At 67.8% G+C, this 21,885-nt stretch carries 17 protein-coding genes; 6 read left to right on the top strand and 11 right to left on the bottom strand.

Features of this window, described 5'->3' with window-relative positions; genetic code table 11:
* Window positions 1–183: 183 nt before the first annotated feature.
* Window positions 184–4,167, bottom strand: coding sequence for an FtsX-like permease family protein (locus B5F73_RS06220; protein ID WP_087227389.1), 3,984 nt, complete (start codon window positions 4,165–4,167; stop codon window positions 184–186).
* Window positions 4,168–4,170: 3 nt separating this feature from the next.
* A complete protein-coding gene (locus B5F73_RS06215) occupies window positions 4,171–4,872 on the bottom strand; it encodes an ABC transporter ATP-binding protein (RefSeq protein WP_087227388.1) in 702 nt (233 codons plus the stop codon).
* A gap of 141 nt (window positions 4,873–5,013) precedes the next feature.
* Here B5F73_RS06215 and B5F73_RS06210 point away from each other — a divergent pair, with 141 nt between their 5' ends.
* Window positions 5,014–5,559 carry a TetR/AcrR family transcriptional regulator gene (locus tag B5F73_RS06210; RefSeq protein ID WP_087227387.1) on the top strand — a complete coding sequence of 182 codons (546 nt, stop codon included), beginning with the start codon at window positions 5,014–5,016 and terminating at the stop codon, window positions 5,557–5,559.
* Window positions 5,560–5,568: 9 nt separating this feature from the next.
* On the opposite strand, the gene B5F73_RS06205 is transcribed toward B5F73_RS06210, so the two are convergent.
* Window positions 5,569–6,414 (bottom strand): DegV family protein, encoded by an 846-nt coding sequence (locus B5F73_RS06205; protein WP_087227386.1) that lies wholly within the window; start codon window positions 6,412–6,414, stop codon window positions 5,569–5,571.
* A gap of 39 nt (window positions 6,415–6,453) precedes the next feature.
* A complete protein-coding gene (locus B5F73_RS06200; protein WP_087227385.1) occupies window positions 6,454–6,900 on the bottom strand; it encodes a MarR family transcriptional regulator in 447 nt (148 codons plus the stop codon).
* Between the two features lie 215 nt (window positions 6,901–7,115).
* Here B5F73_RS06200 and B5F73_RS06195 point away from each other — a divergent pair, with 215 nt between their 5' ends.
* Window positions 7,116–8,261 (top strand): Mbeg1-like protein, encoded by a 1,146-nt coding sequence (locus B5F73_RS06195; protein WP_087227384.1) that lies wholly within the window; start codon window positions 7,116–7,118, stop codon window positions 8,259–8,261.
* A 66-nt stretch (window positions 8,262–8,327) separates the two neighbouring features.
* On the opposite strand, the gene B5F73_RS06190 is transcribed toward B5F73_RS06195, so the two are convergent.
* The 3 genes from B5F73_RS06190 to B5F73_RS06180 form a co-directional block, all read right to left on the bottom strand.
* Complete coding sequence (locus tag B5F73_RS06190) at window positions 8,328–9,257, bottom strand: PepSY domain-containing protein (protein WP_087227383.1); 930 nt, start codon at window positions 9,255–9,257, stop codon at window positions 8,328–8,330.
* 101 nt (window positions 9,258–9,358) lie between these two features.
* Window positions 9,359–10,120 (bottom strand): hypothetical protein, encoded by a 762-nt coding sequence (locus tag B5F73_RS06185; protein ID WP_087227382.1) that lies wholly within the window; start codon window positions 10,118–10,120, stop codon window positions 9,359–9,361.
* Window positions 10,117–10,857 (bottom strand): sigma factor, encoded by a 741-nt coding sequence (locus B5F73_RS06180; RefSeq protein WP_255376241.1) that lies wholly within the window; start codon window positions 10,855–10,857, stop codon window positions 10,117–10,119. The genes B5F73_RS06185 and B5F73_RS06180 overlap by 4 nt, the downstream gene beginning before the upstream one ends.
* A 300-nt stretch (window positions 10,858–11,157) precedes the next feature.
* Here B5F73_RS06180 and recQ point away from each other — a divergent pair, with 300 nt between their 5' ends.
* A complete protein-coding gene (gene recQ / locus B5F73_RS06175; RefSeq protein WP_204206270.1) occupies window positions 11,158–13,026 on the top strand; it encodes a DNA helicase RecQ in 1,869 nt (622 codons plus the stop codon).
* A gap of 25 nt (window positions 13,027–13,051) precedes the next feature.
* On the opposite strand, the gene thpR is transcribed toward recQ, so the two are convergent.
* The gene (gene thpR, locus B5F73_RS06170; protein ID WP_087227379.1) at window positions 13,052–13,576 is read right to left on the bottom strand and encodes an RNA 2',3'-cyclic phosphodiesterase; all 525 of its coding nucleotides are present in this window, start codon (window positions 13,574–13,576) and stop codon (window positions 13,052–13,054) included.
* 75 nt (window positions 13,577–13,651) lie between these two features.
* Between thpR and B5F73_RS06165 the strand changes: the two genes are divergently transcribed.
* On the top strand, window positions 13,652–14,980 hold the full coding sequence (locus tag B5F73_RS06165; RefSeq protein ID WP_087227378.1) for a DNA repair protein: 1,329 nt from the start codon (window positions 13,652–13,654) through the stop codon (window positions 14,978–14,980).
* Window positions 14,973–15,305, top strand: coding sequence for a hypothetical protein (locus B5F73_RS06160; RefSeq protein ID WP_087227377.1), 333 nt, complete (start codon window positions 14,973–14,975; stop codon window positions 15,303–15,305). The genes B5F73_RS06165 and B5F73_RS06160 overlap by 8 nt, the downstream gene beginning before the upstream one ends.
* 139 nt (window positions 15,306–15,444) lie before the next feature.
* Here the strand turns inward: B5F73_RS06160 and B5F73_RS06155 are convergent, their stop codons facing one another.
* Window positions 15,445–16,956 carry an aminotransferase class I/II-fold pyridoxal phosphate-dependent enzyme gene (locus tag B5F73_RS06155; protein ID WP_087227376.1) on the bottom strand — a complete coding sequence of 504 codons (1,512 nt, stop codon included), beginning with the start codon at window positions 16,954–16,956 and terminating at the stop codon, window positions 15,445–15,447.
* A gap of 314 nt (window positions 16,957–17,270) precedes the next feature.
* Window positions 17,271–18,527, bottom strand: a complete 1,257-nt coding sequence (locus B5F73_RS06150; protein ID WP_158094774.1) for a zinc ribbon domain-containing protein — start codon at window positions 18,525–18,527, stop codon at window positions 17,271–17,273.
* 148 nt (window positions 18,528–18,675) lie between these two features.
* On the opposite strand from B5F73_RS06150, the gene nth reads away from it, so the two are divergent.
* On the top strand, window positions 18,676–19,338 hold the full coding sequence (gene nth / locus B5F73_RS06145) for an endonuclease III (protein ID WP_087227374.1): 663 nt from the start codon (window positions 18,676–18,678) through the stop codon (window positions 19,336–19,338).
* Window positions 19,339–19,370: 32 nt separating this feature from the next.
* Here the strand turns inward: nth and B5F73_RS06140 are convergent, their stop codons facing one another.
* A complete protein-coding gene (locus tag B5F73_RS06140) occupies window positions 19,371–21,884 on the bottom strand; it encodes an excinuclease ABC subunit A (protein WP_087227373.1) in 2,514 nt (837 codons plus the stop codon).
* Between the last annotated feature and the right edge of the window lies 1 nt (window position 21,885).

The following is a 21,885-nucleotide window of genomic DNA, read 5'->3' as shown; positions in this document are numbered from 1 at the left end:
CAGCTCAGCGGCTTGCGCCGGTGCGCGGTGTTGCGGGCACGAACCCAAACCGGAAAACGGTTTGGGTTCGCTGTGGGGCGACGGCGTCAGGACGCGACACCGCTACCTGCGCGTTTGCAAACGGATACTCGCGGAACCGCGAGAACGTGAACCCAAACCGCGTGGAGGGGGCAACGGAGCCGGCTACTCTGCGGACTTGAGGGCACCCACCATGTCCACGCGGTCGAGCGCGCGGTTGGTGATGAGGTTCACCACGACCGTGAAGGCAAAGGCCATAACCGCCGCGATCAGGTACGTGAGCGGGTCCACCACCACGTCGAAGTAGAGCGAGGGCATGCGCAGGATCCACGTGAGGCTGCGCGCCAGCGCATAGCCCAGCGGCAGGCCCATGACCACGCCGATCCCCGTGAGGATGAGCGTCTCGGTGTTGATGTAGCGGTGGACCTCGGGACGCTTGAAGCCCAGGACCTTGAGGGTGGCGAGCTCGCGCTCGCGCTCGGAGATGTTGGTGTTGGAGAGCGTGAAGACCACGGTGAACGAGAGCGCCGCCGCCAGGACGATGACCACGTAGACCACGGTGTTGATCAGCGTGAAGGCGCTCGAGAAGTCGTTCACGAGCTTCTGGGTTGAGACCACGGAGAGGTAGCGCCCGTCCTCGGAGAGGCGCTCGGAGAGCGCGACCTGCTCGCCCGCGTCACCCGTCAGGTGGGCGAGAAGACCATTGGGCTCAAGCTCCTCCCCAAACGCGTCCTCGTAGGCCGCCTCGGTCATGTAGAGGGTGTTGCCCAGATAGTTGAGGACGATCGAACCCGGCGCGGCCGTGCCCTCGGCAAGCGTGGAGTCCTGCAGGCCCAGCTCGTCGCCCACGACGACGCCCATGACCTGCTCGGCGTTCTTGGTGATGGCCACCTGCGCCTCGTCCAGGGAGACCGCCGAGCCGTCGTCCGCGACGAGGTTCACGTAGCCCTCAAGGCTCTCCCCCTCCGGCACCACCACGAGCTGCACGGTCTCCTTGTCGTCGCCATAGCTCACGGTGAGGTTGTCGATGTAGACGCGCACGAGGTCGGAGACGCCCTCGTCGTCGGCCAGCTCATCGGCGGCGGAATCCAGGTCGTCAACGGAGGTCACCGCCATGAGGTCGTAGCCGATCACGCCCGCATCGCCGTACTGGCGCGGCGAGAGCGAGAGCACGGTGTCGCGAATGCCAAAGCCAGTGATGAGCAGCGCCACGCAACCCGCCACGCCAAACGTGGTCATGAAGAAGCGCTGCTTGTAGCGGAAGAGGTTGCGCGCCGTGACCTTGTTCAGGAAGCTCATGCGCCGCCAGACGGGCCCGATGCGCTCGAGGAAGATGCGCGAACCGGCCTTGGGGGCCTTGGGCAGCATGAGGGAGGCGGGAGTCTCCCGCAGCTCATGGCGGCAGGTAAGAGCCGTCGCGCCCACGATGCCCACGGTGAAGAGCAGCAGCGAGACAACCGAGTACGCCGCGTCGAAGCCGTAGACAAAGCCCGGCAGCGCGTACATGGTCGAGAAGATCGTGAAGATGATGGCCGGGAGCACGATGAAGCCGAGCAGCGTACCCACGAGCCAGCCGAGCACGCACGCCGCCAGCGCGTAGAGCACGTACTTGGAGAGGATGCGCCCGCGACCGTAGCCGAGCGCCTTGTAGACGCCGATGAGCCCGCGCTCCTCCTCCACCATGCGCGTCATCGTGGTGAGGCTGATCAGCACCGCCACCACGAAGAAGACGACCGGCAGCACCGTGCCGATGGCCTCGATCGAGGAGGCGTCGGAGTCCACGCTCGCATAGCTCGAGAGGCTGGAGCGGTCCTGCACGTACCACGTGGCGTCAGGAAGGTCCTCGACCTCCTCGCGGGCGTCCGCGATCTCCGTGAGCGCGTCGTCACGCTCCTGCTCGAAGGTCGCGCGGCCCTCATCGAGCTCTTTCTGGCCGTCGGCGATCTCGGCGAGCGCATCATCGAGCTGGCGCTGGGCGTCCGCGAGCTGCTCCAGGGCATCTGCGCGCTGGCGGTCGAGCTCGGCCTGGCCCTCGGCGAGCTGGGCACGGCCGTCGGCGATCTGCGCGGCGCTCTGGTCGAGAAGGGCGCGGGCGCTCTCGAGCTGTGCCCGCCCGTCGGAGAGCTCCTGCCAACCCTGGTCGATGAGCGCCTGCTGGCGGTCGAACTCGGCCTCCACGGCGCTCTTCGCCTGGTCGATCGCCGGGTTGAGCTGGTCGAGACCCGCCTGGGCCTGCGCGAGGCCGGCGACTGCCTGGATGCGGCCGCTCGCCAGGGCAGTGGCGCCCTGACCGTCCGCGGCGTCATCACGTCCGAACGAGACAAGCTGGTCAAGGCTCGTCTGGTGACCGGCGTAGGTCTCGCGCTGGGTTCGCAGGGTGTCGCACTGACCCTGGAGCTCCTCGCGGTCCCCCCGCTGCCACTCAAGCGTCCCCTCGAGCTCGGACTTTTGATCGATGAGTTCCGCAAGATCGGGCGACCCGGGATCGGACGCCTGGAGGTCCTCGATCTTGTCCGTAAGCTCCTCAAGTTTCCCCTCGTTCTCCCCGATGGCAACCTCAAGGTCCCTAAGCTGGCCATCGAGTTTTTCGATCTCCGCGTCGAGTCCACTCAGCTGCCCCGCAAGAATCGACGAGAAGGGCGCGAGCTTGTCCGCCGTCTGGGAGAGCACGTCCGCGTAGGCGGTGGTGGCGGCAGCCGCGGCCTCCTCGTCTGACGGGTCCACGGTCTCGACGGTCGCCCACGCCTCGCGCGCCTGCGTCGCCAGCGCGCCAAGCCCCATGTCCGTGCCCATCATGCCCTTGAGCGCTGCGGCCAGCTGGTCGATGCCCGAGGCAATGCTCTCGGCGGTGTCGTCGATTCCGGCAATCGTTCCCGGCAGCGAGTCCACCGCTGCCTGGGCCTCGTCGCGCTGCGCCTCGAGGTCGCCGATCGTGACGCCATCCGCGACCTCGATGCCGCTCACGTTTGCCCGCGCGGCATCGAGGGCCGCCTGGCCGTCGCGGAGTTGCTGCTCGGCGCCGGGGAGCGCCGCCTCGTACTCGGCAAGGCCGGCCTCGTACTCCGCGAGGCCCGCCGCGTACTCCGCGGCGCCGTCCTCGAGCGTGCGGCGGTTCTCGTCTATCGTGGCCTGCGCGTCGTCGAGCTGCGCCATCGCGTCCTCGCGCTGCTCGTCGAGCTCGCGCTGGCCGTCGGCCACCTCGGCGCGGCCCTCGTCGAGCTCGCGCTGCGCGTCGTCGAGCTCGGCCTCGGCGTCGGCTAGCTCCTCGAGCGCCTCGGCCTCCGCCTCGTCGATCTCCTCGTTCGCATCGGAGCGAATCTGGTCGCCACGGGCGCGCTCGCGCTCGGCACGCGCGTCCTCGACGCTCTGAAACACCTCGTCGACGATCCCCTCGTACTCGGCCGAGTAGCACAGCGGCGCCTCCGCGCCCTCGACCATGACGTACGCCACGGTATAGACGCTCGGGTCGACGACCTCGTCGGCCACCACGAAGAACGAGTACTGCGAGCCTCCGCTCGAGCGGAACGACATCGTGCCCTCGCCGGCGTTGATCTCCATCGGGTCGAGCACCGAGCCCACGATCGTGTACTCGCCGCGCTCGAAGACCTCGGTCGACTCGGAGTCCAGCGCGTCGAGCCCCTCGTCCTTCTCGGCATCGTCGCCCTGGTCGTCGTCACCGTGGAAGCTCACGACGTCGCCGATCGTGAGCCCGGAGTCCTTGAGGTAGCGCTGGGTAACAGCTACCTCGCCCGACGCCTCGGGCAGGCGCCCCTCCAGGACGAGCGGCTCGTTCAGGCCGCTCGACGAGAGCGCCTTGACGTCGACCTTCTCGGAGGCGGAGCCCACCGTCGTGTAGGCGGTCTCCGACCAGCCGCCCTCTGCCGTCTCCACGCCGTCGAGCGCCGCGAGCGCCGCCACGTCCTCGTCCGTGAGGCCGAGCGTGGACTGCACGCGCACGTCGAAGAGGCTCTGCTCGTCAAAGAAGCGGTCCGCGGAGTTGCGCAGGTCGACGCAGGCAGCACGCAGGCCCACGAGCATCGTAACGCCAAGCGCCGTGATCGTGGTCAGCGCCACGAAGCGCTTGAGGCTCCCGCGCACCGTGCGCAGAATTCCCTTGGCAAAGGCTGACGTATCGCGGCGGCCGGCCATGCGCTACCACTCGATCTCCGCGATGGGCTTGGGCTCGGGGTTCACGGTCATGGAGGTGACCTTTCCGCTCTTGAAGCGGATGAGACGGTCGGCCATGTCCGCGAGCGCCGCGTTGTGCGTGACAATCACGACCGTGATGCCCTCCACGCGGCACATGTCCTGCAGCAGCTGCAGGATCTGCTTGCCCGTCTGGTAGTCGAGGGCGCCCGTGGGCTCGTCGCAAAGCAGCAGCTTGGGGTTCTTGGCCAGGGCGCGCGCGATGGAGACGCGCTGCTGCTCGCCGCCGGAGAGCTGGGCCGGGAAGTTAGCCAGACGCGCGGACAGGCCCACCTTGGCGAGCGTCTCCTCGGGGTCGAGCGAGTCCGGGCAGATCTGCGTGGCCAGCTCCACGTTCTCGAGCGCCGTGAGGTTGGGAACGAGGTTGTAGAACTGAAAGACAAAGCCCACGTCGGCACGCCGGTACAGCACGAGCTCGCTCTCGCTCGCGCCGCTGATGTCGCGGCCGTCCACGCGCACGGTCCCGGAGGTGGCGCTATCCATGCCGCCCAGGATGTTGAGCGCCGTGGTCTTGCCCGCGCCGGACTGCCCCAGGATGACGGCGAGCTCGCCCTTCTCGACCTCAAAGGTGGCCCCGTCCAGGGCGTTGATCTTGGCGCCGCCCTCACCGTAGGTGCGCACGACGTCCGTAAACTCGATGTAGGCCATCCCAGCTCCGATTGCTCGACAGCGTGTTGTCTACATCGAAGTATACTGAGGAAGGTGGGCGAGAAGAACCTGCGCTCGACAGGCGCGCTCCAAGTGTCGCGCCCTTCTCGGCTCCGCCACAAAACCTAAGGGGATGCCGTCATGAAGAAGCAGCCGCAGGTCACCGAGCAGACGCGCGCCAACCTCCGCCAGGCGTTCTGGGAGCTCTACGCGGAGAGGCCCGTCGAGAAGATCTCCGTGCGGGAGATCACGGACCGCGCCGGCTACAACCGGGCGACCTTCTACCTCTACTACCACGACGTCTACGAGCTACTCGATGAGATCGAGGACACGGTGCTCGGCAACATCGAGCGCCTGGTGCAGGGCCGCCTGCTCCAGGGCGACCGACTCGACTTCTCGCAGCACATGGGTCTCATCCTGCGCCTCGCGCAGCGCTCGCGCGACTACACCCGCGTCCTTCTGGGCCCGCACGGCGACCCCGCATTCTCGGACCGCCTCAAGCAAATCATCAGCCCGCTCGTTGACCGCTTCTTCCTGCCCGAAGCCCAGCTCGACGAGCAGGCAGGCGACATCGTGCGCGAGTTCTACCTCTCCGGCATCCTCGCAATCATTCGCACCTGGACGGCCGACGAGGACCCCATGCCCATCGACCAGCTCATCCAGCTCGTCATGCGCATCGTGCAGTGAGGTGCGGCGCTAGTTCTTGGCAAAGAAGGCGAGCGCGATGGCACCCGGGCCCACGTGCGTGCCGATGGTGGCGCCCACGGACGCGATGGGCAGGTCCTCCTCGGCGACCATGTGCTCCCAGATGGCGCGGTTGTCGTCGAGATACTTGCGCAGGAGCTTGTCCGAGAGACCCGTGTAGCCGAGAAGAACCGGCATGGTGAAGTCGATGCCGTGCTTCTCGACCTGCTGGTGCAGCTGGTTGCGGCCGTTCTTGGAACCGCGCGCCTTACCAAGCATGACGACCTCGCCGTCCTCCACGCCCACGACGGGCTTGATGGAGAGCACCTCGCCGACCATGCCCACGCTTTTGGGGATGCGACCACCGCGGCGCAGGTACTCGAGCGTGTCGAGAAGCGCGAGCAGACAGACGCGATCTGCCGCCTCCGCGGTCTTCTCGGCGATCTCCGCCGCGCTGAGTCCCTCGTCGACAAGGCGCAGCGCGTACTGCACGAGAATCGTCTGACCGATGGTCACGTTCTTGCTGTCGACCACGTGGACCTCGGGATAGTCGGAAGCGGCGGTCACGGCGCTCTGGTAGGTTCCGGAAAGCTTGGAGGAGAGCGTGATCACCACGGCCTCCTCTCCCGCCGCGCGGACCTGCTCGAAGGCCTCCTGGTAGGCAAAGGGCGTGGCCTGGCTCGTCTTGGGGAGCTCGTCGCTCTCGATGAGCAGCTCGTAGAAGCGGTCGTTGGTGAGGTCCACGCCGTCGGCGTAGGTGGTATCGCCGAAGGTGATGCCGAGGGGCAGCACCGTGAGACGAGGGTCGGCCTGACCGGGGAGATCGATGCCAGAGTCGGTGATGATGCGAACAGCCATGGGTCTTCCCTTCTCTCGCCCAGCCGGGCTCGGGCGCGACTAGCGGCCGAAGGTCCTGAGCTTCTCGAGGATGTGGTTGAGCGAATCGTACATCTGCATGCGCTGGCGCAGGGCGAGCTCACCGCCAGCCTCGTCGAGGACTCGGTGAATGATGTCGTCGAGCGGCCTCGCGGCCTCGTAGCCCTTCTCGGTGAGGCGAATGGGCGCGCGGTAGCGGGAGGCCTCCTCGTCGGAGCCCCCCACCTCAACGAAGCCGTCCTCGGCGAGGTGGGCCACGGTGCGCGACACGGCGGCGCGGCTCACGTCCACCAGCCGGGCGAGCTCGGCGGCGGTGAGACCGTCGGGATATTTGACGAGGTAATAGAGGCACATCACGTCCGCGCCGCGAAAGCCCAGTCGATGCGCCTCGGCGTTCTTGATGCGCTGGATCTCCTTGTTCAGGGCGCTGATGATGCCCACGAAGTCCTCGAAGCGGGTCTCCTCCATGGCGCGCCTTCCTCCTCGCTTGTTGACACGTCAACAGTATCGGCGGAGTTGTTACCCTGTCAACATTCGGCACGCGCTCATCACGGTTCCGTCACGAGGTGTAAATCGGCCAACCATACACACCTACCCCTTTTACGCCACTTTCAAGGTGTTTTTAGGTAGGTATGTATGGTCGCTCGTTATGGGTATCTCTAGAGCAGCGAGAAAGGCGGCGCATGAACCTCTTCGACTATCTGGAAACGGCCCTCGACACCTTTGACGAGCGCCCGCTGGGCCCGGTGGACTCGGCGGCGCTCTCCCAGTTCTGCATGGTGCGCGGCGAGGGCGTCATCCCCGCGGCCCTGTGGCGCGGGAGTGCCGCGGATCGCCTGCGCGCCTGGGCCAGCCGGCCCGCGCGCTTCTCGGACCTGTTGCAGGCCGAGCGCTACAGCGGCCTCTTCTGCGGCCTGGCGCCCGAGGGCGTCAAGCGCGAGCTGGCGGCACTCGTGGCGAGCCCGCGCTTCCGCGACCTCGAGCTCAGGGACTATGCCTCCCGCTTCGATGAGACGGAGCATGTGCAGTTCTCGGCGACCACCTTCGTATGGCGCTCCCCCGCCGGGCACGACCGCGACTTCGCCTACGTGGGCTTCCGCGGCACCGACGACTCCTTCACCGGCTGGCGCGAGAACTTCGACATGGCCATCGACCCGCCGGTGCCGGCACAGCGCATGGCGGCAGACTACCTGGCGTCCGTCGCACGCTACCTGCCGCGACGCCTCTACGTGGGAGGCCACTCCAAGGGCGGCAACCTCGCCACCTACGCGGTGCTGCGGGCGCCCGAGGAGGTCCGCTCCCGGATCGAGCGCGTCTTTGACCACGACGGGCCCGGTTTCAAGGCCGGCTTCCTGCGCGATGAGGACTTCGAGCCCGTGCGCGACCTCATCCACCGGACCGTCCCCGAGGAGTCCGTGGTGGGCATGCTCATGGACACGCCCATCGAGCCGCACGTGGTTCGCAGCACCGCCCGCGGTGCCGAGCAGCACGACATCTTCACCTGGGAGATCGACGGCAACGACTTTGCCTACGTCGACGAGCTCTCGCCCTCGGCGGTGTTCACGCACGAGCTCATGGACGACTGGCTCGCGTCTCTTTCGCCCGAGGAGATGCCGCGCGTGGTGGACGCTCTCTTCCGCGCGCTCGAGGCGTCCGGCGCGCCGAGCGTGGGTGCCGTGATCTTCAGCGGGGCGGACGCGCCCGCGCTCATCGGCGAGGCTGCGCGCAACCTCGACCAGGAGTCGCGCGACGTGCTCACACCGGCGCTCGGCAAGCTCGCGGCCTCGGCGGCGCGGGCCGGCGCCAAGGGGCTGTCGGAGCTGTTCTAGGGACGAGAGCAAGAAGGGCGGAGCAGAGGCGCTCCGCCCTTCCGATTAGGACGTATGGGCCGTCAGTTAGTCGTCGTCCCAGTCGTCATCGTCGTCGTCCCAGTCATCGTCGCGATCGTCATCGCGGTCGTCGTCATCGTCGCGGTCGTCGTCCCAGTCGTCGTCACGGTCGTCGGCGTCGTCCCAGTCGTCGTCACGGTCGTCGGCGTCGTCCCAGTCGTCATCACGGTCGTAGCGGTCGTCGTGCCAGTCGTCCCAGTCGTCACGGTCGTCCCAGTCGTCGTTCCCGTCGATGTCGGCCTCGAGGACCTTGCCGGTCCTCGCATCGACCTCGTATTCGTACTCAACGCCGTCCGACGTGAACTCGAGCTCGTAGACGCCGTCATCGAGCTCGTACTCATGGTCGTTGAACGACGCCTCGCTCAGGCCGAGCTGGGCGAGGACAATGTCCTTTGCCGCATCGATGCCGATGTAGCCACGGTCGTCGAGCTGCTCGGGGGCAACGGAGAGCGTGTCGGACTGCAGGCCAAAGCCGCTGACGGTCGATCGAACGTCGCTCTCAATGCCCGTGAGGAAGTCGTCCCCGGGATACTCCGACCCCTGCTCGAGCTTGACGACGATGTTGCGGTCGTGACCGTCAATCGTCTGGTTGAAGTGTCCAGACTCGTAAATCTCGGTCACGAGCTCGGACACGACCTCGCGACACTCCCTGCCCTCGAACCCGCTGTAGCCGTCCGCGATGCCCCTGCCCTCGTCGTTGACGCCCTCGACCTCGGTCACGAGGCCCTTCTCGTCATACTCGACCTCGATCTCGGGGTTGACGCTCAGGAGCAGGACGCCCGCGGTCCTCGTTGCGGCGGTCTCTGCGGAAGCTCCCGACGGGGTGCTCTGGGCGGTTCCCAAAGCCGCTCCGCACCCTCCCAGGGTTGCCACTAGAGCGGCGCCGACGGCCGCGGTCGCGATGATGCCCCTCATCTTCAGGCTCGTGGTCTTCATGGTGTCCTCCTCGGTGGTTGAGCCCTTTTCTTGCCGTACGGTGAGAGAATGCGCAGGGACAACCTCAAAACCGGGGTCGCGCCGGAACTTTTTTCTCGCGACTAGTCATCGTCATCCCAGTCGTCGTCCCAGTCGTCGTCATCGTCCCAGTCAGCGTCGTCGTCATCGTCGTCCCAGTCGTCGTCATCGACGTCGGGGGCGGGCTGAGCGGGCGCAGGGGTGGGCGCCTCTGGAGCCTCCGTCTCCGGCGCACCCTGCTCCGGAGGCGTCTCTACTGGGCCGGCCTCTTCCGCCTCGGGCTCGGGGGTTACCGGCTGCTCGAGGTGCACCTCGAGCTCGATGATGAGGCGGTCCTCGGTCGCGACGCGCCACTCCTCGTCATCGGACTCCACGCTGATCTGGATCGTCCCGCCCGGCACGAGATAGCCCTGGTCCTTGGCCCGCAGCGCAAGATCGTCCGAGACCTCGTCGATCGTGCGCCCGTAATACGAGAAGCCCTCGATCAGCCTCTCGCCGTCCTCGTTGCCCCCGTCGAGCCCCACCACGCGGTCGAAGCGGTTGACGTCGATGTCTACCTCGGGGTTGATGCTCATGTGAACCGTTCCTATGGGCGTCTGCCACGTCGCGAAGCCGCCAATGACGAGCGCGCACAGGCATGCAGCAGCCGCGAGCGCCGCAGCGAGCCTGCGGCGAGCCCTTCTCGGCCGCGCTCGCTCGAGTGACAGCACCTCGGCGTCGAAGGTCACGACGTCGTCGAGTCTCTGTCCCACCTCGTAGCCGAGGTTTGGCACGCGGACGAACCTGCCCTCCCGATCAAGGACGACGGCGTATGCCGGATGGCATTCCATGACGAGGTATCTCATCGCCCGTCACCCCCAGTCGGGACGATCTTTCTCAGGTGGCCGCGGATGATCTCGAAGCCGTTCGTGAAGGCGAGAAGGACAGCCACGAGGTACCGACGGTGCCGCTCGATCGTCTTCCGCTCCACCCCCGAGCCACGGGAGAGCTCCGCCATGGGCAACTTCTTCGTCTGCACCAGACGGTCGAGCAGCTCCGGGTTCCTCCGCGCGCAGCCGAGCACGCGCTGGCACGCCTCGAGCGTGCGCTGTTGCTTCGGGCAGTTCTCGGACACATCGAGGAAGGTGAGGCCAAAGGACTCGAGCTCCGCCCCAAACTGGACGATCTCCTGACGGGAGGCCTCCCGCGTCTGACGCTCCTCGAGCTCGTCGCGCTCGGAGGCGATCATCTCAACGAGGGAGCGCTCGCCCCCCTCGCCTCCGTCGGGGCGCCTCTCGTCGAGCGAGAGGACGTCGGCGTGGCGACGCTCCCTGCGGGAGAAGTCCACGAGACGGTTGCGCACGTTCATCGCCGCGAATAACAGGAACGCGCCGCGCGCCCGGTCGTACGAGAGCACCGCCTCGTGGAATGCGAACATAGCAATCCCCAGCTCGTCGTCGCTTCCCTGCCGCGGGGGCCGGCCCATGAACCGCGCCGTCTCCGCCTTGATGAACGGAAGGTAATCGCGCACGAGGTCGTCCGCGCAACGAGGGTCCCGCTTCGCAGCAAGGACCCGAGCAACCAGATCCCTGTCCCGTTTCATCACGCCCCCCATGTGAAAGAATGCGCACGGCGTGCCCCGATTTCGGGGTCGCGGCGAAAATTGTCCGATCACCTCAGGTTACCGGCCCGCCACGACCCGTATGTAAGCCGTTCGTAAGGAGCGGCGAGTGTACGAGTTTTGGCCTTCCGAGCGTCCTTCTCGCCCGCGTTTGCCCAGTTGGCGAGAAGGACGACGTGTCCGACGAGCGGCTAACTCGTACACTTGACGCAGCCAGACGGACGGGGCGGAAAGGCGCACAATGGGAGGGCGAGAAGAACCGTCCGCCCGAGGGGGGTGCGCGTGCCCACGCCGATCGACATACTGCGCCAGACCTTTGGCTACGAGACCTTCCGCCCGCACCAGGCGGAGATCGTGGACGCCGCGCTGGCGGGTCGCGACGTCCTCGCCGTCATGCCCACCTCGGCGGGCAAGTCGATCTGCTACCAGGTGCCGGCGCTTGCGCTCGACGGGCTCACGATCGTGGTCTCGCCGCTCATCTCCCTCATGGCCGACCAGGTGGGAGCGCTGCGCCAGATGGGCGTCGCGGCGAGCTACCTCAACTCGACGCTCGGGGCCGCCGAGCGCTCCGAGGTGCTCCACGGCGTCGCCGCCGGCGCGCTGCGCCTCGTCTACGTGGCGCCCGAGCGACTCGACGACCCCGCCTTCGTGGAGACCGTGACCGCGCGCGGCGTGAGCCTGCTCGCCGTGGACGAGGCGCACTGCATCTCGCAGTGGGGCAACGACTTCAGGCCCAGCTACCAGCGAATCATTGACTTCCTGGACGCGCTGCCTGAACGGCCGCCGGTCATGGCGCTCACGGCGACGGCCACGCGCGCGGTGCGCCGCGACATCCGGGAGGCGCTCGCGCTGCGCGACCCGCTCGTGGTTCTCGCCAGCTTTGACCGCCCCAACCTGTTCTTCTCCGTGGAGCGCCCGCGCGGGCGCGCCGAGAAGGACCGCATGCTCGTGGCCTTCTGCCGCGAGCGGACCGAGCGCTCCGGCATCGTCTACTGCTCGAGCCGGCGTGCGGTCGAGGAGGTCTGCGAGCTGCTGTGCGACGAGGGCCTGGCCGCCACGCGCTACCACGCGGGGCTTGCAGCCGGTGAGCGCGAGCGCAACCAGGAGGACTTCCTCTACGACCGCGCCCGCGTGATGGTGGCGACCAACGCCTTTGGCATGGGGATCGACAAGTCCAACGTGAGCTACGTGGCCCATTACAACCTACCGCTCTCGCTGGAGAACTACTACCAGGAGGCTGGGCGCGCCGGGCGCGACGGCACGCACGCCGACTGCCTTTTGCTCTACTCCCCCGGCGACGTGCACACGGCCGAGTTCCTCCTCTCGAAGAGCGAGCCGCGCGAGGACCTCACGCCCGAGCAGGTGGCGCTTCTCGCCGAGCGCGACGCCGAGCGGCTGCGCCAGATGGTCTTCTACGCCACCACCACGGAGTGCCTGCGCGCCCACATCCTGCGCTACTTTGGCGAGGAGGCGCCCGCGTACTGCGGGAGCTGCGGCAACTGCCTCACCGACTACGAGGAGACCGATGCCACCGAGGACGCCCTCAAGGTCGTGAGCTGCGTGGCGCGAATCGCCCAGCGCGGGCGCAGCGCCGGGGCCGGCATGGTCGTGGACGTGCTGCGCGGCTCGCGCGGCGAGAAGGTCCGGCAGCGCGGCTTTGACACGCTCTCCACCTACGGCATCATGGCGGACGCGCCCGCGGCGCACGTGCGGGCCGTCCTGGACGAGCTGGTCTTCCGCGGCGTGCTCGCGCGCACGGGCGGCGACTACCCCACGGTCGCACTCACCGCGAGCTCGGGCGCGTTCCTGCGGCGCGAGGCGCCTTGGGACGAGCCGTTCGTCCTCAGGGTGGCGCGCGGCAAGCCCAAGGCGGAGCGCGTTCCCGCGGCGCCCGCGAAGACGCGCGCGGCGACCGACGTCTCCGAGCTGGACGCCACCGGCCAGGAGCTCTACGCTCGCCTCGCGTCCCTGCGCGGCGAGCTCGCGCGCGAGCAGGGCGTGCCGGCCTACATCGTCTTCTCCAACGCCGCGCTGGTTGACATGTGCGCCAAGCGACCGCGCACGCACGAGGAGTTCCTCGGCGTCTCCGGCGTGGGCGCCAAGAAGGCCGAGCTCTACGCCGACGCATTTCTCGCCGAGATCGCCCGGTGAGACAAAGGGGACAGGTTCGTTTGTCTCACAGCGTCACGGTATGGAGCGGCTTGTAGCGGGCGCCGTCGGGTTCGAGGATGCTGCGGAAGAGCGTGACGCGGCGCGCCTCGTCGGGCAGCGGGAAGGCGAGCTCGCCCAGCTCGCCGCGGGGCATGCGGGCGCGACGGGCCAGCGTGACGTGCGGCAGGAAGTCCTTCTCGTCGTAGGCGAGCCCTCGCGCCGCGAGCTCGCCGCGCACGCGCCGGGCGAGGAGGTCCAGCTCCTCGGAGCGCCGAATCCCCAGCCAGAGCGTAGTGGCGCGGCCACGGCCGAACGTTCCGAGCCCCTCCGCCACCAGCTCGACCGGCCCCATGCCAGCGCACGCCACCTCGAGCGCGTCCATCGCGGACCGCACGCCCGCCTCGTCGAGCTCGCCAAGAAACGCCAACGTGAGGTGGTGGTTTCCCTCCGCCACGAAGCGCCCCTCGCAGACAGCGGCCAGCTGCCGCGACAGGGCGGCGACCTCGTCCGCAAACGCCTCCGGCAGCTCCAACGCAATGAACGCCCGCATGACACCCTCCTCGAAATTGTCCGGCCCCTTCGCTATGATGGTCCCATCATAGAACAAACGTTTGGACCGGAGGACATGGACCGCGCCTACCTCTGCATAGACCTCAAGTGCTTCTACGCCTCGGTCGAGTGCGTGGACCGCGGGCGCGACCCGTTCGAGCACCGGCTCGTGGTGGCCGACCCCTCGCGTGGCCGCAAGACCATCTGCCTGGCCATCTCGCCGGCCATGAAGGCGCTCGGCGTGCGCAACCGCTGCCGCGTCTTCGAGATCCCGGACGGCATCGACTACGAGATGGCCCGGCCGCGCATGCGGCGCTACATGGAGGTCTCCGCAGACATCTACGCCCGCTACCTGAGGTACTTCTCGCCCGAGGACATCCACGTCTACTCGGTGGACGAGGTGTTCATCGACGTGACGCCCTACCTCGCGCTCTACGGCAAGACGGCTCGCGAGCTGGCCGTGGAGCTCATCGACATGGTCCGTCGCGAGACCGGCATCTGCGCCACGGCCGGCATCGGGACCAACCTGTTCCTGGCGAAGGTCGCGCTGGACATCACGGCCAAGCACACGCCCGACAACATCGGCGAGCTGGACGAGGAGCGCTACAAGTGCCTCATCTGGCACCACCGGCCCATCACCGACATCTGGGGCATCGGTCCCGGCATCGCTCGGCGCCTGGCCCAGATGGGCGCGCACGACATGGGCGGCGTGGCCCTGCTTCCCGAACGGGCCCTCTACGACGAGTTTGGCATCAACGCCGAGCTGCTCATCGACCACGCCTGGGGTATCGAGCCGTGCACGATGGCAGAGATCCACGCCTATCGGCCCAGGGCGCACTCGATGGGCTCGGGGCAGGTCCTCATGCGCGACTACGCCTTCGAGGAGGCGCGCGTGGTCCTGCGCGAGATGGTCGACAACCTCACGCTGGAGCTCGTGGACAAGGGCCTGGTCTGCGGACACGTCTCGCTCTTCGTGGGCTACGCGCACGAGCGGGGGCCGGCGGGCGAGAGGGGCGCGGCAACGGAGACCTTCACCGGCGAGCACGGGACGCGCGTGGTGGGCCGTCGCGGCGAGGGCGCCAACGCCTCGCGCAAGCTCGCCGAGGCCACGAGCTCGCGCACGGAGCTCACTGCGGCGTTCCTCGCGCTCTACGAGGAGATTGTGGACCCTGCCCGGGCCGTGCGCCGCGTCAACATCTCCGTGGGCGAACTCGTGCCGGAGGAGTATGCGGAACTCACGCTCTTCTCAGACCCCGCGGCGGACACGGCCGAGAAGAGCCTCGCGCGCGCCACGATGGCCGTGAAGCGGCGCTTCGGAAAGAACGCGCTCGTGCGCGGGATCAGCTACCGCCCCGAGGCGACCGGGCGGGAGCGAAACGAGCAGGTGGGAGGCCATCATGAGTAGGGTCGAGGAGCCGCGCCGACACGCCGACCGAGCGGCGCAGTTCTCCCCGTTCGCGGCGCTCACCGGCTATTACGACCTCGTGCGGGAACGCGAGCGCGTGACCGAGCCGCGCCGCGAGCCCTCCGAGGAGGAGTCCGCGCGCATCTCCGGCGAGCTCGCCGCCGTGCGCAAAGGCCAGCTCGTCCGCGTGACCCACTACGAGCGCGACGCCTACGTCACGACCGAGGGCATCGTGACCTGCGTGGACCCCGTGTCCCGCGAGCTCACGGTCGTGCGGCACCACATCGCCTTCGACGACGTCTGGTGCGTGGAGCCGCTCTCCTGAGCATTAATTGGGTACTTTTTGAGGACCCCCGAAGTATCCCCGCCCATCCAGCTCACAAATCCGCTGGTAGAAAAATGGCACCTCCCAGGTCGTACTTGGGAGGTGCCAGAAAAAGTACCCAGATAATGAAAGACGGACGCTAGCCCTGGCGGTAGTGGGCGAAGAAGTCCGCGAGGTCGGTCATGGCCTCGCGCAGGACGCCCATGCGCGGCAGATAGACAATGCGGAAGTGGTCGGGCTTGGGCCAGTTGAAGCCGCCGCCGCGCGTGATGAGGATGTGCTTCTCGTGCAGCAGGTCGAGGGCGAACTGCTCGTCATCAGTGATGTTGAACTTCTTCACGTCGATCTTGGGGAAGATGTAGAACGCGGCCTTGGGCTTCACGGCCGTGATGCCGTCGATGTCGTTGAGCGCCTCGTAGACGAAGTTGCGCTGCTCGTAGATGCGCCCGCCGGGCTCCACGTAGCGCTCCACGCTCTGGTAGCCGCCGAGCGCCGTCTGGACGATGGACTGCGCCGGCACGTTGGAGCACAGGCGCATGTTGGAGAGCATGTTGATGCCATAGATGAAGTCGCTCATGCAGCGCTTGTTGCCCGAGAGGATCATCCAGCCGATGCGGTAGCCCGCCACCATATGGGACTTGGAGAGGCCGGAGAACGTGACGCACGGCAGGTCGGGCGCCAGCGAGGCAATGGAGACGTGCTCGAAGCCGTCCATGCACAGGCGGTCGTAGATCTCGTCCGAGAAGATCATCAGCTGGTGCCGGCGGGCGATCTCCACGATCTGCTCGAGCACCTCGCGCGGGTAGACGGCGCCCGTGGGGTTGTTGGGGTTGATGATCACGAGCGCCTTGGTGTTGCTCGTGATCTTAGCCTCCATGTCGGCGAGGTCGGGCGTCCACTCGGCCTCCTCGTCGCACAGGTAGTGCACGGGCGTGCCGCCCGCGAGCGTGGCGCAGGCGGTCCACAGAGGGTAGTCGGGGCTCGGGATGAGGATCTCGTCACCGGTGTTGAGCAGCACGTTCATGCAGAGCTGGATGAGCTCGGAGACGCCGTTGCCGGTGTAGATCCCGTCCATGCTCACGTTGGGCAGGTGCTTGAGCTGCGCGTACTGCATGATCGCCTTGCGGGCAGAGAAGAGGCCGCGCGAGTCGGAGTAGCCCTCGCAGTCGGGCAGCTGCTGACGCATGTCGTGGACAACCTCGTCGGGCGTGCGGAAGCCAAACGGCGCGGGGTTGCCGATGTTGAGCTTGAGGATGCGCAGGCCCTCGTCCTCCATGCGGGCCGCCTCGTCGGCGACGGGGCCGCGGACGTCGTAGAGGACGTTGTCGAGCTTGCTGGACTTCTTGAACTCGCGCATGGTGGAACTCCTTTTGCCGGTGTCGGTGGGGATGGGCTGGGTCGCGGTCTCAGGCCGCGCGGCAGCTCGGGCCCCCTCCCCCGTGGCAAGCCAACCCGCATCCACGCCGAGAAGCGCAGCAAGCAGGGACACCACGTTCGCACGCGGCACGACCTTGCCGCTCACATATTGGCTGACCTGGCTCTTCCCGAGCTTCTCGCCACGTGCCGACGCCTCGCGGACGAGGTCCGTCTGCTTGAGGCCCTTCTCGGCCATCGCCTGGCGAAGACGCTCTGCGAAGGTCTCGTGCGCCATCTCGTCTCCCGGAGTTCAATCTGATGGGCAAAAATTGAACTTCTCGACCGAGAAGTTCAATATCGGTACTCTAGCACAACTCAAATTGAACTTGTCGAGACAACGGGCCCTTGTCGTCAGTACTTCTAGAAATCGCGGACCTTGTGCGGTCCTGGCCGCCCTCCAGCGTACAAGGGCGCCATTTCATAGAAGCTCTGGCGACAAGGGCCCGGATTCTTAGAACCCTGGCGGACAAGGACGGCGATTCCTGGACGCCGGCAGGACAAGGCCCCGGCTTTCCAGGCTCGCACATGAGGTCAACGGGGGCAGGCTCGTCAGCTGAGGTCGATCTCCACCATCGTGACGCCGCCAAACTCCTCGCCGCCCATGAGACTCACCTGGCAGCTTCCCTCCCCGTCGCGGAACGGCATCGAGTCGCTGTCAACGAACAGCACCTCGCCGAGGTAGTCGGTGACGTCGCCTCGGTCCTCGCCTACGCCCAGCTCGTCAAGGGTGCTCGAGAGGATGTCGTCACTGCTGGCAGAGACGCGGGTGGCGGCGGGCAGCTCCATCGAGGAGAAGATCGAGCCGGCCGCGCTCGCGAACTCGGAGGACTCGACGGGAGAGTAGAACTCGATCGCGATTCCGCTTATCTCCGCGTCGTCGGCGAGATCGTTCAGGGAGGAAATCACGTCGTCGGCATATCCGAGGTCATCCCACGTGACGGGGGTGGAGCCAAGATAGGCCTGGACCGACACCCCGAGCTCACTCCCCGCCTCCATCTCGATCGGCGCGGCACCGTCGTACTCGCCGGAGAAGGTGAGGCTCACGTACGGGTCGGTGACCCCGCCGCCGTCGCTCGCCCACGAGCCGCTGACCGTGAGCCCGCTGCCCAGGAGGAACTCCTCGATCTCTGCCGGGGTCCCCTCGTAGCAGGTGAGGTCGAAGACCGAGCCGCCGATCTCGTCACCCACGACGGCGTCGGGGCCGGAATCGGGGTCGGAGCCAGAGCCGCCGCCGAGGGCGCCGAGCCCCTCACCGAAGCCCTCGATTTCGACGTTCTTGGAAGGCTCCTCGCGCGTGGCGGGGTCACCCGCGCTACCGCCCGACGAACTGCCCATGAAGAGCACCGCCACCACAATGAGGGCAACCACCACGAAGCCGGCGACGATGATGCCGACGATCGCCCCGGTTCCGAGCCCCTTCTTGGGCTTGCCGCCCTCCTGGAACGGGCTCTGGGCCGACCCTTCGGGCCACTCCTGGGGCGGGACCTCGGTCACGGGCTCACCCCAGGATTCGGGCGGCTCAGGCGCGGAGACGGGTGAGGCAGGCTCGGGCGCCGGCTCGGGCTCGGGCTCGGGCTCGGGCTCGGAAACATCCTCGGACGCGGGCGTAGGCTCGACCTCGGGCTCGGGCGTAGGCTCGACCTCGGGCTCCGAGACGGTCGGGGCCTCGGTCTGAGGCGCCTCCTCGGCGGGAGGCTCGGGGTCCTGCTCGCGAACGGTCCAGGTGACGTCGGTCAGAGACGCCCCGCACTGGCTGCAGAACTTGGCACTGTCATCGTTTCGGGCGCCGCATCTCGTGCAGAACATCGCCCCTCCCTCCGCGTTCTTCTCGCCCGCTTGGCGAGATTTCTGAAAAGACGCTAGCACACGCAACGAACGCCGGAGGGCGAGAAGCCCCTTTTCTCCCCCGACCGGTCGCCCTATCATCGGTCGGAAGGCCAAGGAAGGGGACGCGATGCCACGAGAGACCAAGCAGGCCAAGGTCGAGCGGGCCGTTGAGGTCTGCCGACGCCTTGACGAGAAGTACGGGCCGGTCGAGTGCTTCCTCGACCACGCGAACCCGTTTCGCCTGACGATCGCCGTCCTGCTCTCGGCACAGACGACCGACGCTCAGGTCAACAAGGTGACGCCCGCGCTCTTCGAGCGCTTCCCCACGCCGGAGGCCATGGCGGCCGCCTCGCCCGAGGAGGTCTCCGAGTACATCCACAGCCTGGGCTTCTACAAGTCCAAGGCGCGGCACTGCGTGGAGTGCGCGCAGATGATCGTCTCCGATTTTGGCGGGGAGGTCCCGCACACGATGGAGGAGCTCACGCGTCTGCCCGGCGTGGGGCGCAAGACGGCCAACATCGTGATGAACGTGGGGTTTGGCATCGTGGAGGGCATCGCGGTGGACACGCACGTCAACCGCATCGCGCACCGGCTGGCGCTCTCGCCCAAGACGCACGAGAAGGAGCCGCTCAAGACCGAGCAGGACCTGCTGCACCTGCTGCCGCGCGAGCTCTGGGGACCGGTGAACCACCAGTGGATCAAGCACGGGCGCGACACCTGCGTGGCGCGCGGCCCGCGCTGTGACGGCTGCGTCCTCGAGGACATCTGCCCCAGCGCCCACCGCTGCTGAGTCGTGAGACAAAGGGGACGGGTTCATTTGTCTCACAGGTAGCGGCCGGTGACGCTGTCGGAGCAGGCGGCAACCTCCTCGGGAGTGCCGGCGCACACGATGCGGCCGCCCGCCTCGCCGCCGCCGGGGCCCATGTCGATCACGTAGTCCGCGTTGCGAATGACGTCCAGGTCGTGCTCGATCACGATGACGGTGGCGCCGGCATCCACGAGCCGCTGGAACACCGCGAGCAGCGTCTGCACGTCGAGCGGGTGCAGACCGATCGTGGGCTCGTCAAAGACGAAGACGGCGTCATCCTGCGCGCGGCCCATCTCGCTCGCGAGCTTGAGACGCTGCGCCTCGCCGCCGGAGAGTGCCGGCGTGGCCTCGCCGAGCGTGAGGTATCCCAGGCCAAGGTCATGCAGCACCTGCAGCCGTGTGGCAACGCGACGCAGGTCAGAGCAGGCGTCGAGCGCCTCGTCCACGGAGAGCGCCATGAGCTGCGGGAGCGTGAGGCCCGTGTCCGTCGGCTCGCCCTTGCGCGGGCGGTGCACGCCGTCCGCCGCCGCAGCGTAGCGCGACCCGCGGCAGTCCGGGCACGGGATGTCCACGTCCGGGAGGAACTGCACGTCGAGCGAGACCTCGCCCGTGCCGTCGCAGGTGGGGCAGCGCAGGCGCCCGGTGTTGTACGAGAAGTCCCCGGCCTTGTAGCCGGCGGCGCGCGCCTCGTCGGTGCGGGCATAGGCGCGCCGCAGCTCGTCGTGGACGCCGGCGTACGTCGCCACCGTGGAACGCACGTTGATCCCGATCGGCGTCGCGTCGATGAGGTTCGCGCGCCGCACGCCCTCGGCGTCCACCCAGCGCACGTGCGCGGGCAGCGTCTCCCCCGCCGCCGCAGCGGCGAGCGCCGGCACCAGCGTCTCCAGCACGAGCGTCGTCTTGCCCGAGCCCGAGACGCCCGTCACCACCACGAGCCGCCCGCGCGGGACCTCCACGTGGAGCGGGCGCACCGTATGCAGCGCCTCGGTCTCCATCGAGATGGTGCCGAGGTCGAACATCTCGTCCGCAGCGGCGCGCGGCCGAGAGAGCACGTCCTTCTCGCCCGTGAGGAAGCCGCCGACGCGCGATGCGGGATCGGCCGCCACCTCGGCGACGGTACCCTGGCAGATCACGCGCCCGCCGTCCGCCCCCGCGCCGGGGCCCAGCTCGATGAGGTGGTCCGTCTCGGCGAGAATGCGTGCGTCGTGATCCACCATCACGACGGAGTTGCCGTCGGCCAAAAGGTCGCGCATGACGCCGAGAAGACCATCCACGTTGGCGGGGTGCAGGCCGATGGACGGCTCGTCGAGCACGTAGAGCACGCCCGTCGTGCGGTTGCGGACCGCGCGGGCCAGCTGCACGCGCTGGCGCTCGCCCGTGGAGAGCGTGGCGGCCGCACGGTTGAGCGAGAGGTAGCCAAGGCCCAGGTCAAGCAGGCGCTGCGCCGTGTGACGGAAGGAGTCGCAGATGCTCTGAGCCATGGGACGAAGCTCCTCGGTCAGGCTCGCGGGGACCGCGGCGACCCAGGCAACGACGTCGTCGAGCGTCATCGCCGTGGCGTCGGCGAGACCGATTCCCGCCACGCGCGGGGCACGCGCCGCCTCGGAGAGGCGCGTGCCGCCGCAGTCGGGGCAGGACCCCTCGGTGAGGAAGCGGCTCACGCGCTTGAGGCCCTTCTCGTCCTTGACCTTGGCGAGCGCGTTCTCCACGGTGTAGACCGCGTTGAAGTAGGTGAAGTCCAGCTCGGCGAAGTCGTCGCCCTTCTTGGGGTGGTAGAGAATGTGCTTCTTGACGGCGGGGCCATAGAAGACGATGTCGCGCTCCTCGGGCGTGAGCTCGCAGAAGGGTACGTTGGTGCGCACGCCCATGGCGCCGCAGACCTGCTTCATGAGGTCCCACATGAGGCTGCCCCAGGGCAGCACCGCCCCGTCGTCGATGGAGATGGACTCGTCGGGCACGAGCGATGCCTCGTTCACCGTGCGCACGATACCCGTGCCGCCGCAGGCAGGACACGCGCCGGTGCTGTTGAACGCCAGGTCCTCGGCACCGGGGCCAAAGAACTCTTGCCCGCAGGTAGGGCAGGTGATGGGCTGGTCCGTCGCCACCGCCATCGAGGGCGGGGCGTAGGCGCCACAGTGCGGGCACCGATGGCTCGCCACGCGCGAGAAGAGCAGACGTAGGCTGTTGAGCAGCTCGGACATGGTGCCAAAGGTACTACGCACGCCCGGCACCGCCGGACGCTGGTGAAGCGCCAGGGCCGCTGGCACGTAACGCACGTCATCCACCGCGGCGTGGCTCGCCTGCGTCATGCGGCGACGCGTGTACGTGGAGAGCGACTCCAGATAGCGACGACTACCCTCGGCGTAGAGTACGCCCAGGGCGAGCGAGCTCTTGCCAGAGCCGGAGACCCCGGCCACGCCCACGAGCTCGTTCAGCGGGATGTCGACGTCGACGTTCTTGAGGTTGTGCACGCGGGCGCCGCGCACCTCGATATGGTCGGGCGCCGCGGCACCGCCGCGCGCGGGCATG

The organism is Olsenella sp. An270, from assembly GCF_002159735.1.
Taxonomy (GTDB): Bacteria; Actinomycetota; Coriobacteriia; order Coriobacteriales; family Atopobiaceae; genus Thermophilibacter.
Note: the sequence above shows the minus strand (reverse complement) of the source record. Positions and strands in the feature narration are given on the sequence as shown.

Coding starts and splice junctions, on each gene's coding strand:
- B5F73_RS06220 (WP_087227389.1), bottom strand. CDS start 4,167: ATGGCCGGCCGCCGCGATACGTCAGCCTTTGCCAAGGGAATTCTGCGC.
- B5F73_RS06215 (WP_087227388.1), bottom strand. CDS start 4,872: ATGGCCTACATCGAGTTTACGGACGTCGTGCGCACCTACGGTGAGGGC.
- B5F73_RS06210 (WP_087227387.1), top strand. CDS start 5,014: ATGAAGAAGCAGCCGCAGGTCACCGAGCAGACGCGCGCCAACCTCCGC.
- B5F73_RS06205 (WP_087227386.1), bottom strand. CDS start 6,414: ATGGCTGTTCGCATCATCACCGACTCTGGCATCGATCTCCCCGGTCAG.
- B5F73_RS06200 (WP_087227385.1), bottom strand. CDS start 6,900: ATGGAGGAGACCCGCTTCGAGGACTTCGTGGGCATCATCAGCGCCCTG.
- B5F73_RS06195 (WP_087227384.1), top strand. CDS start 7,116: ATGAACCTCTTCGACTATCTGGAAACGGCCCTCGACACCTTTGACGAG.
- B5F73_RS06190 (WP_087227383.1), bottom strand. CDS start 9,257: ATGAAGACCACGAGCCTGAAGATGAGGGGCATCATCGCGACCGCGGCC.
- B5F73_RS06185 (WP_087227382.1), bottom strand. CDS start 10,120: ATGAGATACCTCGTCATGGAATGCCATCCGGCATACGCCGTCGTCCTT.
- B5F73_RS06180 (WP_255376241.1), bottom strand. CDS start 10,857: ATGAAACGGGACAGGGATCTGGTTGCTCGGGTCCTTGCTGCGAAGCGG.
- thpR (WP_087227379.1), bottom strand. CDS start 13,576: ATGCGGGCGTTCATTGCGTTGGAGCTGCCGGAGGCGTTTGCGGACGAG.
- B5F73_RS06165 (WP_087227378.1), top strand. CDS start 13,652: ATGGACCGCGCCTACCTCTGCATAGACCTCAAGTGCTTCTACGCCTCG.
- B5F73_RS06160 (WP_087227377.1), top strand. CDS start 14,973: ATGAGTAGGGTCGAGGAGCCGCGCCGACACGCCGACCGAGCGGCGCAG.
- B5F73_RS06155 (WP_087227376.1), bottom strand. CDS start 16,956: ATGGCGCACGAGACCTTCGCAGAGCGTCTTCGCCAGGCGATGGCCGAG.
- B5F73_RS06150 (WP_158094774.1), bottom strand. CDS start 18,527: ATGTTCTGCACGAGATGCGGCGCCCGAAACGATGACAGTGCCAAGTTC.
- nth (WP_087227374.1), top strand. CDS start 18,676: ATGCCACGAGAGACCAAGCAGGCCAAGGTCGAGCGGGCCGTTGAGGTC.
- B5F73_RS06140 (WP_087227373.1), bottom strand. CDS start 21,884: ATGCCCGCGCGCGGCGGTGCCGCGGCGCCCGACCATATCGAGGTGCGC.